Origin of the sequence: Psychromonas arctica (genome assembly GCF_036697365.1) — a bacterium.
Classification (GTDB): Bacteria; Pseudomonadota; Gammaproteobacteria; order Enterobacterales; family Psychromonadaceae; genus Psychromonas; species Psychromonas arctica_A.
On sequence record NZ_JBAHZA010000006.1, the window covers coordinates 180,055 to 194,703 of the forward strand.

Below are 14,649 nucleotides of genomic sequence, written 5' to 3' on the forward strand. Positions count from 1 at the left end.
AGTCGATTTTGTTGCTCCTATAACGGCTTAAATAGCCGTCATAGGGTTAGTTCTTGCTGATAGTGTTAGGTTTTTAATGGCGCAATACTAGGGTTGCCATGCCTAAGAATGAAAACAAGCCAATCACATCGGTAACGGTTGTAAGTGCCATCCCGCCAGCTAGCGCCGGATCTATTTTATATTTATGCATTAACAATGGAATACAAACCCCCGCGATGCCTGCAATAGACAAGTTGATAAACATTGCCCCTGCAATAATATACCCTACCTGTAAATCGCCTTTCCAAAGTACAACTGCAGTGGCGACTAAAATAGCCCAGATCATGCCATTTAAGAGTCCGATTGCAGCTTCTTTACCTATTAGCCAACGTGTGTTGCTACTACTAATATGACCAACCGCAATACCTCGTATGACCAATGCTAAAGTTTGATTACCAGCAATCCCTCCCATACTTGGTACTATCGTCATTAGTACGGCCAGTGTAGCAACTTGTTCTAACGTGGCTTCAAACATATTAGAAACAGAAGCGGCTATGAATGCGGCCATTAAGTTAACCGACAACCATACTGTTCGACGTTTTGCACTAGGAAGGATTGGTGCAAAGGTATCCTCGTCGTCATCCATACCGGCCATACCCATCATTGAATGCTCTGCATTTTCACGGATGATATCGACGATATCATCAATGGTAATTCGCCCCAGTAGCTGTCTATCACTATCTATAACTGGAGCTGATATCCAATCATGCCTTTCAAATAGTTTGGCTATTTCATTTTCTTCCATTAATGCCTGAAGTGGTTCAGTGTCATGATTCATAACATCAGCAATCATTGAGTTTGGTTCTTCAGTCAGCAATGTTGATAATGATACATCACCGAGCAGTTTATTATCAGTATCGACTACATACAGTGCATCGGTTGTATCTGGTAATGAACCTTTTAAACGTAAATATCGAAGTACTACTTCAATGGTTACGTCCGGGCGCACTGTTGTAGTATCAGTGTTCATGATTGAACCGGCAGTATCCTCAGGGTAAGCTAATGCCAATTCAACACGTTGCCTATCTTGGGTATCCATTTGCTCCAACACAGCACGATAAACGCTATCTGGTATGCCACGTAGCACATAGGCTAAGCCATCGGTTTCCATGCCCTCTGTTGCGGCTACGAGGTTGTCTGTGCCCATTAGATTAATTATGCCATCTTTGGCATCTTCATTTAGCTCTTCTAGGATTTCACCATGTTGGTCATGATCGGTTAGGTTCCATAATACTTTACGGTAACCCGGAGGAGAGGATTCTAAAAGAAAGGCGACATCGCAAGCAGGCATTTTATCTAAAATACTGCGAGCTAAAACAAACATACCACTTTCAAGGGCTTTTTTTACTTCTTGAAGTCGTAGCTGGGTATTATCGACTTTAGTATTTTCCAGCATACTAACTCCTATAATTATTCTTCTTCTAAAAATTTATTTTCGATTAATTCGGTTACTGCTTGCATTGCTTCTTGAGCTTGTGTGCCACTTGCTTCGATTTCAATTTCTTGGCCAAAGCAGGTTTCTAGAACAAGCAAACCCAATACACTGCCAGCATCGGCTTTTTTGCCATTGTGTGTAATGGTGATTTGAGCGTCAAATGCATTGACAAGTTCAACTAATTTGATGGTAGCGCGCGTATGTAAACCTAATTTATTTTTTATTGTAATTGTTTGTTTAATGATATCCAATCGGAACTACTCCTTTAAACATTTATGTTCAATTTGTACCTGATATTTATGCTTAAAACGTGCTGCTATTTGTTCTGTTACGTATACAGAACGGTGTTTTCCGCCCGTACAGCCAATTGCGACTGTGACATAATTTCGGTTGTTTTGTTCTAAGTGTGGTAACCAATTTAAAAACAGATTTTCTATATTGGTGATTGTCTCTTTAACAACAGGAAAAGTACTTAAGTAATCTTGAATTATCTTATCTTTACCTGAAAAAGCTTTTAATTCCTTTTCCCAGTAAGGGTTAGGCAAAAAGCGCACATCAAACATATAATCAGCATCCTCTGGATGTGCATATTTAAACCCAAAAGATTGGAAGATAATGAGCAAGTTACTTTTTGTTGAACCCTGTAAGTAGATCTTTAGGTGTTCATTTAAGTTATGCACTGATAATGAGGTGGTATCAATCGCAAAAGCGGCCATAGATTTTAATGGCGATAACATCTCATTTTCTAACTCTAATGCTTGGGATAAGGAGAATTTTTGCTTAGAAAGAGGGTGCAAGCGACGAGTTTCGCTATAACGTCTAATCAACTCACTGGTTAATGCGTCGATATAGATAATTTCTAGCTCAACTTTATTTTGTAGGGTACCTATAAGTTGCTGTATCTGCTCAACTTTTGTTGGCATATTACGTACATCTAAACTAACAGCCACTTTATTGTCTTTAGGATCTAACGTATCAATAAGCTGCTCAAGCAACTGGTAAGGTACACCGTCAATGCAGTTATAACCTAGGTCTTCGAGAACATGAAGTGCAATTGTTTTTCCTGACCCAGAGCGACCACTAATAACAATTAACTTCATATTTTCTCCTGTCTTCTATAGCGTTAGCAGTTCAAATAACTCTTGGGCATTATCCGCACTGCGTAATTGGCGTAAGAATTGTTTGTTTAATAATTTTTCACTAATCTCTGCTAGCGCAGAAAGGTATTCTTTACAAAGGTCTTCTGGAACAAAGATAGCGAATAATATATCCACTTTATTACCGTCATATGAATCGTAATCGATACCTTTTTCACATTGCAAAAAAACAGCGGTAGCAGGTAGCTCGCTAGAAATTTTGACATGTGGAATAGCAATCCCAGACCCAACACCTGTTGACCCAATCTTTTCTCGTGCAATTAAACTTTCAAATAATTCTTGGGCATCTAAATCGAGCTCTTTTGCTGCAATAAGGCTAATTTTTTCAAGTGCACCTTTTTTGCTTGTACAAGTAGTTTTGCAAAATACCGATTGTTGATTTAGTAAAGTAGATATTTTCATAATAATAGTTAACTGTATTTAATGGACGCGCGAGTTTATCAGGTTAGCATTAAATGACTATAGTTAATCCTTATTTATTTGCATTACTTCTGAATTCAAAGTAATTGTTTACGCTGATTAGAAGGTGGAATACCTAAGGACTCTCGGTATTTAGCAATCGTACGCCTTGCTACTTTAATTCCCTTCTCTTCTAGTAATTGAGTGATTTTATTATCACTTAATGGTTTAGTTGTCGTCTCTGCTGAGACTAGTTTTTTGATTAATGCTCGAATAGCCGTTGATGAGCATTCACCACCGCCATTAGTTGCAACATGACTAGAAAAGAAAAACTTAAGCTCATATATGCCACGTGGTGTATGCATAAATTTTTGTGTTGTAACACGTGAAATTGTAGATTCATGCATTTCAACTTCAAACGCTACATCGTTTAATACCATTGGTTTCATCGACTCATCGCCGTATTCGAAGAACGCTTGCTGCTGTTGAACAATACAGTTAGCTACTTTTAATAAAGTATCGTTGCGATTTTCTAAGCTTTTAATAAACCATTTAGCCTCTTGCAAGTGGCCTTTAATAAATTGAGAGTCATTTTTGCTAATATTACCAGAACACATGCTGGCATATTGTTGATTAATCGATAAGTTAGGATCACAGTCTTGATTAAGTGATACTCGCCATTGACCGTTGATCTTTTTGACGTAAACATCAGGAACAATATATTGGGTTTCACTGGTCTCTACTCGATTACCAGGACGAGGTTCTAAACTTTGAATTAAACGCATGATTTCAGCAAGCTGTGACTCTTTCAGTTTACTTTTTCTCGCTAATGTTCGGTAATCTCTATTACCAAGTAGATCCATATACTGTTCTAGTACTTGTATTGCTTCATTACGCCAAGGTGTAGTCTCTGGCAATTGGCGTAATTGTATTTGTAAACATTCTTGGGTGCTTCGTGCTGCAACGCCTAGAGGATCAAAATGTTGAATGCGTTTAAGCACCACTTCTACCTCATCTAGTTCTAATTCATCTAAATCAGCTTGTAAGCTTTCTAAGATACTTTCACAATTAGTCGTTAGGTAGCCAGACTCATCAATAGAGTCAATAATCGCCATGGCAATAATTTGATCTGTTTCAGTGAAAGGCGTTAATTGCATTTGCCATAGCAGGTGATCTTGTAGAGAAGTGGACGATTCGCCTTGATAAAGCGTATTTTCACCTTCATAAGCTACGGCATTAGAGGTTGTTCCGGTAATAGGTGTTGAGTTATAAGACTCTTCCCATTCTTTTTCTGCGGGCAGATCATCTGAAAACTCTTGTTGAGTAATTGCTTCAGTTGTATCCAATGCACTGCTGTCGGCCTCTTTTATCGTATCTTCTGAACCCGTTTGATCATCTTGTTCGAGAAGCGGGTTCGAGTCCAAGGCATTTTGAATCTCTTGCTGCAGATCTAATGTCGAAAGCTGCAATAACTTTATTGCTTGTTGTAATTGAGGGGTCATTGCTAGTTGCTGACCCATTTTCAATTGTAAACCCTGTTTCATCAAAACATATCTTCCTGAACGTGTGGCAATAACTTAAAGTTTAAATTCTTCACCTAGATAAACGCGTTTTACATGATCATTTGCAAGAATTTCATCCTGTGTGCCGACGGCAATAATTTCTCCGTGACTTACTATGTAGGAGTGTTCACAAACATCTAACGTTTCTCTTACATTGTGGTCGGTGATTAACACACCTAATCCGCGATCACGTAATTGCTGAATAATATTTTTAATATCAATTACTGAAATCGGGTCAACCCCTGCAAAAGGCTCATCAAGTAGAATAAATTTAGGCTCGGTTGCTAATGCTCGTGCAATCTCTACACGACGTCGCTCACCACCCGATAAACTCATCCCTTTGTTATTACGAATATGAGTAATATGAAACTCTTCTAATAGTGTGTTGAGCTTCTCATCGCGTTGTTGTTGCGTTAATTCTTTACGGGTTTGTAGAATACCCATGATATTTTCTGTCACAGTTAAGCGTCGAAAAATAGATGCTTCCTGTGGCAAGTAGCCAATGCCTTTTTGTGCTCGAATATGCATTGGGTTACTAGAAATATCTTCATCGTCAATGACGATGCTACCTTGGTCTTGTTTAACTAAGCCAACTACCATATAAAAAGAGGTAGTTTTTCCTGCACCATTAGGACCTAGTAAACCGACTATTTCACCAGTTTTTACTGTTAAACCGACACCATTTACCACAGTGCGGCCTTTATAACTTTTAACTAACCCTGTTGCGCGTAACTCTGCCATAGTTATTTGTTGCCTGTATTTGAAGTTGAGTTAGTGTTTTTAGATTTTTCAAATTGAGCAGGTAAAAAGATGGTTTTTACACGCTCTTTTTTATTTTGGTCTGTACTCACATTCAGTTCTTGAGTCGCTAGGAAATATTCAATCTCAGCACCATTTACTTGGCTATCTAACTGTTTAACTTGTGCGCTTTTACTAAGGGTTATTTTCCCCTTAGCCACATCATAGGTAATCTTTTTAGCTTCAGCATCTAACGGTTTTCCATCATCTTGAGTTTGATGAAAAACAGAGGTGTTACCTTCAGCAATCATTAATTCATGATTAGGTTTGTCACCTCGGATCACGGTTAATTTATCTGCAGTAATTTTTATTGAGCCTTGAGTTAGTAACACTTCATCAGTAAAAATAATTGTATTGGTTTTCAAACTCGCATGCTGCTTGACCGAAGAAACATGGATAGGTTGGTTATAATCTGACTCTAATGCAATCACATTGGCATTAAACAATGAAATGCTTAGTAAGCATGCTAGTTTATTTAGGTTCATTAAAGTATACCGCTTTTATATTCGAATTAAGTTTCATCTCTTCAGCTTCTATAGACGTCCACATGCCAACACCTTCATGTTTAAGCTGTGGTCCGGTCCAAGTTACTTTTAAGTCACTGGTGATCACTTTAGTATCCAGCATTATAGTTGCTTGCGCAGTAGACATCGTCTGCACCATTTGATCTTCTGTTATATTTTTAATAAGTACATTGCCAGATAACAATAAATTACTTTTATCTTTCAATGTGCCTTTTATACTCGTTAGCTGCCAGATACTGACCACACTAGTTTCTTTATCTTTATGGTAGATAACAACTTTAGGATGTTCAAATAAGGTTGTATCATCTTCAGGAAAATTAGTTGCCTTATCAGCAAATACACGATAATCATTAAAACCAGTTTGGTCGTAATGATTACTTTGCAAGTCATCGGCAATATAGCTCGGGTGGTGATCCGGTAATGCAGGATACTCTGTATCCGTCGAAAAATAGACCCATACCGCACAAGCAATAAATAAGACAATAAATGGGATGCTTTGACGTTTGTTCATTTATTCGCTTTTACCTTGTGTCATATCAAGTTGTCCATGACATTGTAAAAATAGGTCACAAATTTCGCGAACAGCGCCAAATCCACCTTTTACAGTAGTAATTAAATCTGCTTTTTGTAATACCAATGGGTGCGCATCATTAACAGCAATGCCCAATCCTGCCAATTGGATAACAGGTAGATCTACCACATCGTCACCGATATAAGCTGTTTGCTCTGCTGTTAGATTTAATTGAGATAACAATTCATTATAAACACTTAGCTTGTCATCTTTACCTTGGAAAATATGCTTAACGCCTAAGGCATTCATTCTGTCGCTGACAATATTAGATTGGCGACCTGTAATAATAGCGACTTCAATACCTTGTTGCATGATTGCTTTAAGCCCAAACCCATCTTTAGTATGGAACGCTTTAAGCTCTTCGCCGTGATTACCTAAATAAATGCGGCCATCAGAAAAAACACCATCCACATCGCATACAAATAGTTTTATCTTTTGTGCTCGTTGAAAGTTTTCTTGGCTGATTTTTCCATAAGGGGTATTTATCATGTATCGACTCTTTTTTTAAATACAGCAAATCTATTATCAAAATATCAAAGTCCGCAAAGAATCGCGAGCATTGTTTATTGTTATAAATTTATGAAATCAAAATATGTGCCAATCATAACAAGACTGTTTCATATTACATAGATTAAACCGAGTTAATGTTACTATTAATATCACCACCCTCGAAACTTACAGCAATATACTTTGTCTGTATTAATGAAAAAAGTGATTAGACCTGCTAAGTTTCGCTTATTTTTGATTTTATAGGTAAAATCCAATTCAAATCGATACTTATCTCGATTCTGATTGGTTAATTAAGTTTTTAAGTGACTTATTAATCAAACTAAACTTTCTTTTTCATAGAGAAAAGGTATTTATGTCAACACAACATATTGTAATTAATCAACTAAGTTTCAAGCGACAACAAAAAACCATATTTGATAATATAGATATGCAGTTTGAACAAGGCAAAATCACAGCCGTATTGGGCCCTAGTGGTATCGGTAAAACGACATTGTTAAAATTGATTGGCGGTCAAATTCCCGCCGATGGTGGAGAAGTACTTTTCAATGGGACCTCAATTCATGATTGTTCTGAAAAAGCGCTATACCAAGCTCGTAAAAAAATGGGCATGTTATTTCAAAGTGGTGCTTTATTTAATGACTTAACTGTTTTTGAGAATGTTGCTTTTCCTCTTAGAGAGCATACTCAACTCGATGAAAAACTATTATCTACTTTAGTTTTAATGAAGCTTCATGCTGTCGGTCTACGTGGGGCAAAAGATCTATATCCGTCACAATTATCAGGCGGTATGGCTAGACGAGTTGCATTAGCGCGTGCTATCGCGCTTGATCCTGATGTTGTGATGTATGATGAACCGTTTACTGGGCAAGATCCAATATCAATGAATGTACTATTAAAATTAGTAAAACAACTCAACGATACATTGGGCCTAACTTCTATTATTGTTTCTCATGATGTAAACGAAGTGTTATCAATTGCGGATAACGTTTATGTATTTGCTGAACAAAAAATTATTGCGCAAGGCTCTGTAGAAGAAGTGCTAGCACAAAAAAATAATGCGTTGTTGCAACAGTTTCTTGCAGGTGCTGTACAAGGCCCTGTACCTTTCCACCTACCTGCAAGTAACTACCTAGTAGACTTAAAAGAGGCCAATAGATAATGGGTTCATTTTTACAAGCGGTTGGGGCTTATACAATACAGTTGGTTGAACGTGCGGGTAAATCTGCATTAATGTTTTACCGTACTTTATTTACCAAGCCTCATCCTAAACTATTTCAGCTTACTGTTGCTCAGGTGTTTCACCTAGGTATTTTATCGTTACCGATTATTGTTACAGCAGGTTTATTCATTGGTATGGTACTAAGTTTACAAGGTTATTACGTACTGGTTGATTATGCGGCTGAAGAAAGCTTAGGCAGCATGGTCGCGTTATCACTTTTACGTGAACTTGGGCCTGTAGTTGCTGCCTTACTGTTTGCCGGAAGAGCTGGCTCAGCATTGACTGCTGAAATCGGGTTAATGCAAAGTACAGAACAAATTGCGAGTATGGAAATGATGGCAGTTTCTCCTTTGAAACGCGTTATCGCACCGCGCTTAATTGCCGGCATCATTGCTTTACCTTTATTGACTCTATTATTTAACGTAGTAGCAATATGGGGAGGATATTTAATTGGTGTAAGTTGGATGGGTATTGATGGCGGCGCCTTCTGGTCTGTAATGGAAGGTAGTGTTAATTTCATTCCTGATGTTGGCAATGGTATGATCAAAAGTCTTATCTTTGCGTTAATCGTTACTTGGGTTGCTTTATATAATGGTTTCCATACTGTGCCAAATGCACAGGGAATTAGTAGAGCAACAACAAAAACTGTAGTACTAGCTTCGTTACTTGTTTTAGGAATGGACTTTTTACTGACTGTTATTATGTTTGGGGGCTAGAATGTCACAGAAAAAATTAGAAATTTGGGTTGGTTTGTTTGTTGTCGCTGCGATTGCTGCATTTGCTATTTTATCTTTCAGCGTTGCTGGATTGTCTTTTAAAGGTGAAGGTAATAGTTATACGCTTGAAGCTAATTTCACTAATGTCGGAGGGCTGAAACCCCGCGCACCAGTTAAATTAGGTGGTGTAGTAGTAGGGCGAGTGGAATCTATTTCTCTGGATAAAGATACTTACACCCCTCTGGTTAAATTATCTATGTATGAAGATCAAGGTTATTTCCCTGAAACATCGTCACTAGCGATTCTTACTTCGGGGTTACTAGGTGAACAATATATTGGCATTAAGCCTGGGTTTGTTGATGATGGCATTGAGATGTTAGGTGATGGTGATGCAATCGAAGATACAAAATCAGCACTAGTATTAGAAGACCTAATTGGTCAGTTTATCTATTCAATTAATAAGGACGACTAACATGCGTTTATTTATTTCTATTATTGCCCTGTTATACACGCTTTCGTTTTCAGTGTTTGCTGCTGATAGTGATACGGGTTTAACTGATCCAAACCAAACATTAAAAACATTATCTAAACAAACTTTTGCTCGCTTAGAGAGTGAAAGAAGCAAATTAGCTGAGCAGCCTGAATATATTAAGGTGATCATTAATGAAGAGCTATTACCTTACTTCGATTACAAATATGCTGCTTATAGTGTTGTTGGTGCAAACTTAAAAAATACAACTGCAGAGCAACGTGAAAACTTTGTTAATGCATTTCGTACTTACTTAGTTAACGCTTACGGCCATATATTAATTAAATATGATGAGCAGACTATAACAATACTCGATAATAATAACTTTAAGGGTAAGAAAATAGTCAGCGTTCCTGTTAGAATGCGCGACAATAACGGACAAGTAACACAATTAAGTTTCAAGTTACGTAAAAACAAAAAAACTGGCGAATGGAAAGTGTTTGATGTGATTGCAGAAGGTATCAGCATGTTAGATACCAAAAGAACAGAATTCGGTTCTTTGATTCAGAAACAAGGCATCGATGAAGTGATTAAATTACTACTAGAAAAAAACGATGAGTTTGAATCATGAGTAAACACTTTTTATTTGACCGAGATTTATTGCTTGCTGGTTTAAGTAAGCAATCTTATCCGGAGATAAGTACCTATCATAGTGTAACGCATTTGGACTTATCTCAATTAGATAATATTGATTCGGCAGGTGTTGCTTATTTAGTGCAAATTAAAACTCAACATCCAGCAATTTTAATGATTAATGCATCAGCTAAGCTATTTGTCTTAGCTGAGCTTTACGGTGTTGAAAACCTTTTTGAAAAATAGTGGTTGTATATGAATACAGAAATAATTAAAGAGAAATTAGAAAAAGCCCTTACATTGGATGTTTGTATTGTTAAAGGTGAAAGTGGCACTTTTCAAGTGATTGCAGTGAGCGATATGTTCATTGATATGAATCGCGTTAAAAAACAACAAACAATTTATGCTCATTTATCTGAAGAAATTGCGAGTAACGCAATCCACGCATTAACGATTAAAGCGTTAACGCCAGATGAATGGCAAAAACAAAAACATTTTATTTAGTTCGTTAATAGGGATTTTCATGGGTCAATTTATTATTCAAGGTGGCTGCCAACTAAGTGGCGAGGTTACTATTTCTGGGGCAAAAAATGCCGCATTGCCAATCTTATTTGCTACTTTATTATCTGAAGGGGACATTAATTTAAGTAATGTTCCATTATTAAAAGATATTTCGACCACTCTTGAGTTATTACAAGAGCTAGGTGCAACAGCAAGTCAAGATAAACACCAGGTACATATTAACGCGAAAGATGTGAAAAATTATACTGCTTCTTACGAGTTAGTAAGAAGTATGCGTGCTTCTATTTTAGCGCTAGGTCCATTAGTTGCTCGTTTTGGTGAAGCTGATATCTCATTGCCTGGCGGTTGTGCTATTGGGGCTCGTCCTGTGAATTTACATATTCATGGTTTAGAGCAAATGGGAGCAACGATAAAAGTTGAAGATGGTTTTATCAAAGCACGTGTTGATGGCCGTTTAAAAGGCTGCCACTTATACATGGACTTAGTGAGTGTGACAGGTACTGGTAACTTAATGATGGCTGCATCATTAGCCGAAGGCGTTACTACTATCGAGAATGCAGCGAAAGAGCCTGAAATTGTAGATCTCGCTAATTTCATTAACGGTATGGGCGGAAAAATCACTGGTGCTGGTACAGATACCATTGTTATCGAAGGCGTAGAAAAATTAGGTGATTGTGCTTACCAAGTTCAACCTGATCGTATTGAAACAGGTACATTCCTAGTTGCCGGTGTTGTCAGTGGTGGTAAAGTTCGTTGTGTGAAAACCGATCCATTATTATTGACAGCTGTTTTATCTAAATTAGAAGAAGCAGGTGCATTGGTTACTACTGGTGACGACTGGATCGAAGTTGATATGACAGGCCGTGACTTAAAATCTGTGAATATCACAACAGCACCGCATCCAGCTTTCCCAACAGATATGCAGGCTCAATTCACTTTATTAAATACAGTGGCGCCAGGTACTGGTCGAATTAAAGAGAATATTTTTGAAAACCGTTTTATGCATGTACCTGAATTAATCCGTATGGGCGCGAATATTGAATTAGATGGTAATTTAGCTATTTGTGGCGATAATGATAAATTGAGTGGCGCAACGGTAATGGCAACTGATTTACGTGCTTCAGCAAGCTTAGTTATCGCAGGTTTAATTGCTCAAGGTGAAACTATTGTTGATGAGATTTATCATATTGACCGTGGCTATGAAGCTATTGAAGATAAGCTAATTCCACTAGGTGCAAAAATGCGTCGTGTGGAAAGCTAAGTTATTACCAAATAGCACCATTGATTATAAAAAAAGAAAGCTTCGGCTTTCTTTTTTTATTTGTGAGTATTGGTATCACTATTTATTGTTGTAATTCACCGATACGTACGTTTAGAACGTGTTCTTTACCTTGCCTGATAATAGTAATTTCAGTTTCAGTACCTGGTTTAATTTTAGCTATTTTATCCATGGTTAGAATAAGGTTTACGGCATCTTTATTATCAATTTTTAAAATAATATCATTTTTTAACATTCCTGCTTTTTGTGCAGGTCCGCCCTCGGTAATCTTTTTCACTATTATGCTGTTTTTAGCTTCCAGACCCCATAAGCGAGCAACTAATGGGTCTAAGTTTTCTGCTTCAATCCCCAAGGAGCCTCGAATAACGCGACCATCTTTAATAATTCCCTGCATAACATGGCTGGCTAAGCGGTAAGGGATAGCAAAGCTGATACCATAAGTGACGTTACTGTTACCAGTATAAAACTCTGAAGTGTTGATACCTACAAGTTCACCTCGACTATTGATTAAAGCTCCGCCTGAATTACCTTCATTAATGGCTGCATCGGTTTGGATGAAGTCTTGGCGACCTGTACTACTCATTCCACCTCGGCCGGTTGCACTGATCACTCCCTGAGTAATCGTTTGCCCTAAGTTATAAGGGTTACCAATGGCTAATACTACATCACCTATCTCAGGGGAATAGTCGGCATTTTGTGGCATAACAGGTAAGTCTTCACCTTCAATTTGCAATACTGCTAGGTCAGTGATTACATCACTACCGATAATATTAGCGGTATATAAACGACCATCTTGTAAAGCAATAAGAATTTGGTCCGCTTGTGCAATTACATGATGATTAGTTAAAATATAGCCTTTTGCATTGAGTATTATACCTGAGCCTAACCCAGTTGGTTGAAGTTGTTGCTTAGTGCCTAGGCTAGAATCGATATATTGTTGAGAGTAGATATTTACAACAGAAGGCGCTGATTTCTTTACTGCGTCAGAGTAGCTAATGATCTCTGGTAACTGATCACCTTGGTTAGTAAATTGTTTCAATATAGTTGGACTATAAATAATTACAGCCGCAAGAAACAATCCCCACAAAATAGGTTTTACGAGATAGTTTAAATAATGCTTTAGTTTCATAACTTTTATTTATAGTTAATATAAAAATGGATGTTTAGTATATAGAAAACTTTAGGCAGGCGAAAAATACTTTTTGATTTAATGCGGTAGCACAATAAAAAACATCGCCGAGAGGCGATGTTTTTAAGGGCTAAGCAAAAGGCTACTGTTTATGAACAATAAAGCTAGCCTTTATGGTTAGTCTATTAAGCGATAACATGTACTGATGAAGTATTTGTTACACCTGAATCAACTAGTGCACCAGCAACCATTACTACTTTGTCGCCTGTTACAACTAAACCTTGCTCTTTAGCAAGCTCCATACCTAGTTTGTAGAAGCTTTCCATTGAGTCTTGCTTTTCAATTACTTTAGCAGAAACACCCTTAGTTAACGCTAATTGTTGGCAAGTTTTAGGATTACTCGTTAAAGCTAAAATCGGAGCAGATGGGTAATATTTACGTAAAGAACGTGCAGACTTACCAGCGCCAGTAGCAACAATAATTAATTTAGCATCTAGTTGTTCTGCATTATCAACAGCACCGCTACAAACAGCTTCAGTGATACGTAAAGTTGAAGTTCTATCATCAGTTTTAGCTGGGATAGTTTTATCAGTACGTTGACAGATAGTTGCCATGATTTCTACAGCTTCTGCAGGGTATTTACCTTTAGCTGACTCACCTGAAAGCATTACGGCATCTGTACCATCGATAATTGCATTCGCTACATCACCAGCTTCAGCACGAGTTGGGCGAGGGTTCTTAATCATAGAGTCAAGCATTTGCGTTGCAGTGATAACTGGCTTACGTGCTTTGTTTGCTTTTTCTATCATCATTTTCTGTGCAAAAATTACTTCTTCAACAGCGATTTCAACACCAAGGTCACCACGAGCAACCATGATAGCATCTGAAACAGCTAAGATTTCATCGAAGTTATCAACGCCTTCTTGGTTTTCAATTTTAGAGATGATTTGAATATCGTCTCCACCGTTAGCTTTTAGCAGTTCACGAATCTCTAAAACGTCTTCTTTTTTACGGATAAACGATGCAGCAATAAAATCAACGCCTTGCTCACAACCAAATACTAAGTCACCTTTATCTTTATTAGATAAAGCGGGTAGTTGAACTTTAACACCTGGTAAATTTACACCTTTGTTCTCGCCTAGCTCACCTGTGTTGATAACAGTACAAACAACGTTAGTATCTGTAATGCTTTTAACCGTCATTTCGATTAAACCATCGTCTAATAACACTGTGTTACCAACAACAAGGTCTTTTGTTAGATCTTCGTAGGTAACTGCAACGATTGTGTTATTACCAACAACTGTTTGGTCAGTTGAAAGTGTGAATTCTTGACCTGCGGTTAACAGAACATCATTACCATTTTCTAATTTTACTGTACGTATTTCAGGGCCTTTAGTATCTAGAAGTACAGCTACATTTTTACCTGTTTCTTCACATACTTCACGGATACGTGTAATACGAGTACCGTGTTCAACAAAATCGCCATGAGAGAAGTTAAGACGCATAACGTTCATTCCGTTCTCAACTAGTTTTGCTAACATTTCTTTAGATTCTGATTTTGGGCCTATCGTACATACAATTTTTGTTTTTCTCACCGTCTTTTCTCCAAGAGTGATTGTGCTTTTTACTTACTTTTATTTACTGTTTCTATTCAAAATTATTCTTTTAATTATGTTGCATATTTTAC

At 37.4% G+C, this 14,649-nt stretch carries 18 protein-coding genes; 7 read left to right on the forward strand and 11 right to left on the reverse strand.

Annotated elements, in window-relative coordinates; genetic code table 11:
- Positions 1-73 precede the first annotated feature (73 nt).
- The 9 genes from mgtE to kdsC form a co-directional block, all read right to left on the reverse strand.
- Positions 74-1,435 (reverse strand): magnesium transporter, encoded by a 1,362-nt coding sequence (mgtE, locus tag V5290_RS08995; protein WP_333384303.1) that lies wholly within the window; start codon positions 1,433-1,435, stop codon positions 74-76.
- A gap of 14 nt (positions 1,436-1,449) precedes the next feature.
- Entirely contained in the window at positions 1,450-1,725 is a 276-nt protein-coding gene (locus V5290_RS09000) for an HPr family phosphocarrier protein (protein ID WP_290039026.1), read from the reverse strand.
- Positions 1,726-1,731: 6 nt separating this feature from the next.
- On the reverse strand, positions 1,732-2,574 hold the full coding sequence (rapZ, locus tag V5290_RS09005) for an RNase adapter RapZ (protein WP_333384307.1): 843 nt from the start codon (positions 2,572-2,574) through the stop codon (positions 1,732-1,734).
- A gap of 15 nt (positions 2,575-2,589) precedes the next feature.
- Positions 2,590-3,033: a PTS sugar transporter subunit IIA gene (locus V5290_RS09010; RefSeq protein WP_333384310.1), complete on the reverse strand. Its 444-nt coding sequence runs from the start codon at positions 3,031-3,033 to the stop codon at positions 2,590-2,592.
- Positions 3,034-3,128: 95 nt separating this feature from the next.
- Positions 3,129-4,574 carry an RNA polymerase factor sigma-54 gene (locus V5290_RS09015; protein WP_333384313.1) on the reverse strand — a complete coding sequence of 482 codons (1,446 nt, stop codon included), beginning with the start codon at positions 4,572-4,574 and terminating at the stop codon, positions 3,129-3,131.
- 33 nt (positions 4,575-4,607) lie between these two features.
- Complete coding sequence (lptB, locus tag V5290_RS09020; RefSeq protein ID WP_416351607.1) at positions 4,608-5,333, reverse strand: LPS export ABC transporter ATP-binding protein; 726 nt, start codon at positions 5,331-5,333, stop codon at positions 4,608-4,610.
- Positions 5,334-5,335: 2 nt separating this feature from the next.
- Positions 5,336-5,875 (reverse strand): lipopolysaccharide transport periplasmic protein LptA, encoded by a 540-nt coding sequence (gene lptA, locus V5290_RS09025; RefSeq protein ID WP_333384316.1) that lies wholly within the window; start codon positions 5,873-5,875, stop codon positions 5,336-5,338.
- A complete protein-coding gene (gene lptC / locus V5290_RS09030) occupies positions 5,862-6,425 on the reverse strand; it encodes an LPS export ABC transporter periplasmic protein LptC (RefSeq protein ID WP_333384318.1) in 564 nt (187 codons plus the stop codon). The genes lptA and lptC overlap by 14 nt, the downstream gene beginning before the upstream one ends.
- Entirely contained in the window at positions 6,426-6,974 is a 549-nt protein-coding gene (kdsC, locus tag V5290_RS09035; RefSeq protein ID WP_333384321.1) for a 3-deoxy-manno-octulosonate-8-phosphatase KdsC, read from the reverse strand. It abuts the gene before it with no gap.
- Between the two features lie 373 nt (positions 6,975-7,347).
- Between kdsC and V5290_RS09040 the strand changes: the two genes are divergently transcribed.
- From V5290_RS09040 to murA, 7 genes are read left to right on the forward strand one after another with little or no spacing between them, the layout of a single operon-like run.
- The gene (locus tag V5290_RS09040) at positions 7,348-8,154 is read left to right on the forward strand and encodes an ATP-binding cassette domain-containing protein (RefSeq protein WP_333384323.1); all 807 of its coding nucleotides are present in this window, start codon (positions 7,348-7,350) and stop codon (positions 8,152-8,154) included.
- Positions 8,154-8,930, forward strand: a complete 777-nt coding sequence (gene mlaE, locus V5290_RS09045; RefSeq protein WP_333384327.1) for a lipid asymmetry maintenance ABC transporter permease subunit MlaE — start codon at positions 8,154-8,156, stop codon at positions 8,928-8,930. The genes V5290_RS09040 and mlaE overlap by 1 nt, the downstream gene beginning before the upstream one ends.
- 1 nt (position 8,931) lies before the next feature.
- Entirely contained in the window at positions 8,932-9,402 is a 471-nt protein-coding gene (mlaD, locus tag V5290_RS09050; RefSeq protein ID WP_333384329.1) for an outer membrane lipid asymmetry maintenance protein MlaD, read from the forward strand.
- A 1-nt stretch (position 9,403) separates the two neighbouring features.
- A complete protein-coding gene (locus tag V5290_RS09055; RefSeq protein WP_333384332.1) occupies positions 9,404-10,030 on the forward strand; it encodes an MlaC/ttg2D family ABC transporter substrate-binding protein in 627 nt (208 codons plus the stop codon).
- Positions 10,027-10,278 carry a hypothetical protein gene (locus tag V5290_RS09060; RefSeq protein WP_333384334.1) on the forward strand — a complete coding sequence of 84 codons (252 nt, stop codon included), beginning with the start codon at positions 10,027-10,029 and terminating at the stop codon, positions 10,276-10,278. The genes V5290_RS09055 and V5290_RS09060 overlap by 4 nt, the downstream gene beginning before the upstream one ends.
- 9 nt (positions 10,279-10,287) lie before the next feature.
- Positions 10,288-10,536: a BolA family protein gene (locus V5290_RS09065; RefSeq protein ID WP_113820303.1), complete on the forward strand. Its 249-nt coding sequence runs from the start codon at positions 10,288-10,290 to the stop codon at positions 10,534-10,536.
- 19 nt (positions 10,537-10,555) lie between these two features.
- Positions 10,556-11,815 (forward strand): UDP-N-acetylglucosamine 1-carboxyvinyltransferase, encoded by a 1,260-nt coding sequence (murA, locus tag V5290_RS09070; protein ID WP_333384339.1) that lies wholly within the window; start codon positions 10,556-10,558, stop codon positions 11,813-11,815.
- An 82-nt stretch (positions 11,816-11,897) separates the two neighbouring features.
- Here the strand turns inward: murA and degS are convergent, their stop codons facing one another.
- Entirely contained in the window at positions 11,898-12,962 is a 1,065-nt protein-coding gene (gene degS, locus V5290_RS09075; RefSeq protein WP_333384342.1) for an outer membrane-stress sensor serine endopeptidase DegS, read from the reverse strand.
- Between the two features lie 185 nt (positions 12,963-13,147).
- Complete coding sequence (gene pykF / locus V5290_RS09080) at positions 13,148-14,557, reverse strand: pyruvate kinase PykF (protein WP_333384345.1); 1,410 nt, start codon at positions 14,555-14,557, stop codon at positions 13,148-13,150.
- Positions 14,558-14,649 lie beyond the last annotated feature (92 nt).

Bases quoted from the DNA above. Each gene is read 5' to 3' on its own strand.
- mgtE (WP_333384303.1), bottom strand. From the start codon at position 1,435: ATGCTGGAAAATACTAAAGTCGATAATACCCAGCTACGACTTCAAGAA.
- rapZ (WP_333384307.1), bottom strand. From the start codon at position 2,574: ATGAAGTTAATTGTTATTAGTGGTCGCTCTGGGTCAGGAAAAACAATT.
- V5290_RS09010 (WP_333384310.1), bottom strand. From the start codon at position 3,033: ATGAAAATATCTACTTTACTAAATCAACAATCGGTATTTTGCAAAACT.
- V5290_RS09015 (WP_333384313.1), bottom strand. From the start codon at position 4,574: ATGAAACAGGGTTTACAATTGAAAATGGGTCAGCAACTAGCAATGACC.
- lptB (WP_416351607.1), bottom strand. From the start codon at position 5,333: ATGGCAGAGTTACGCGCAACAGGGTTAGTTAAAAGTTATAAAGGCCGC.
- lptA (WP_333384316.1), bottom strand. From the start codon at position 5,875: ATGAACCTAAATAAACTAGCATGCTTACTAAGCATTTCATTGTTTAAT.
- lptC (WP_333384318.1), bottom strand. From the start codon at position 6,425: ATGAACAAACGTCAAAGCATCCCATTTATTGTCTTATTTATTGCTTGT.
- kdsC (WP_333384321.1), bottom strand. From the start codon at position 6,974: ATGATAAATACCCCTTATGGAAAAATCAGCCAAGAAAACTTTCAACGA.
- V5290_RS09040 (WP_333384323.1), top strand. From the start codon at position 7,348: ATGTCAACACAACATATTGTAATTAATCAACTAAGTTTCAAGCGACAA.
- mlaE (WP_333384327.1), top strand. From the start codon at position 8,154: ATGGGTTCATTTTTACAAGCGGTTGGGGCTTATACAATACAGTTGGTT.
- mlaD (WP_333384329.1), top strand. From the start codon at position 8,932: ATGTCACAGAAAAAATTAGAAATTTGGGTTGGTTTGTTTGTTGTCGCT.
- V5290_RS09055 (WP_333384332.1), top strand. From the start codon at position 9,404: ATGCGTTTATTTATTTCTATTATTGCCCTGTTATACACGCTTTCGTTT.
- V5290_RS09060 (WP_333384334.1), top strand. From the start codon at position 10,027: ATGAGTAAACACTTTTTATTTGACCGAGATTTATTGCTTGCTGGTTTA.
- V5290_RS09065 (WP_113820303.1), top strand. From the start codon at position 10,288: ATGAATACAGAAATAATTAAAGAGAAATTAGAAAAAGCCCTTACATTG.
- murA (WP_333384339.1), top strand. From the start codon at position 10,556: ATGGGTCAATTTATTATTCAAGGTGGCTGCCAACTAAGTGGCGAGGTT.
- degS (WP_333384342.1), bottom strand. From the start codon at position 12,962: ATGAAACTAAAGCATTATTTAAACTATCTCGTAAAACCTATTTTGTGG.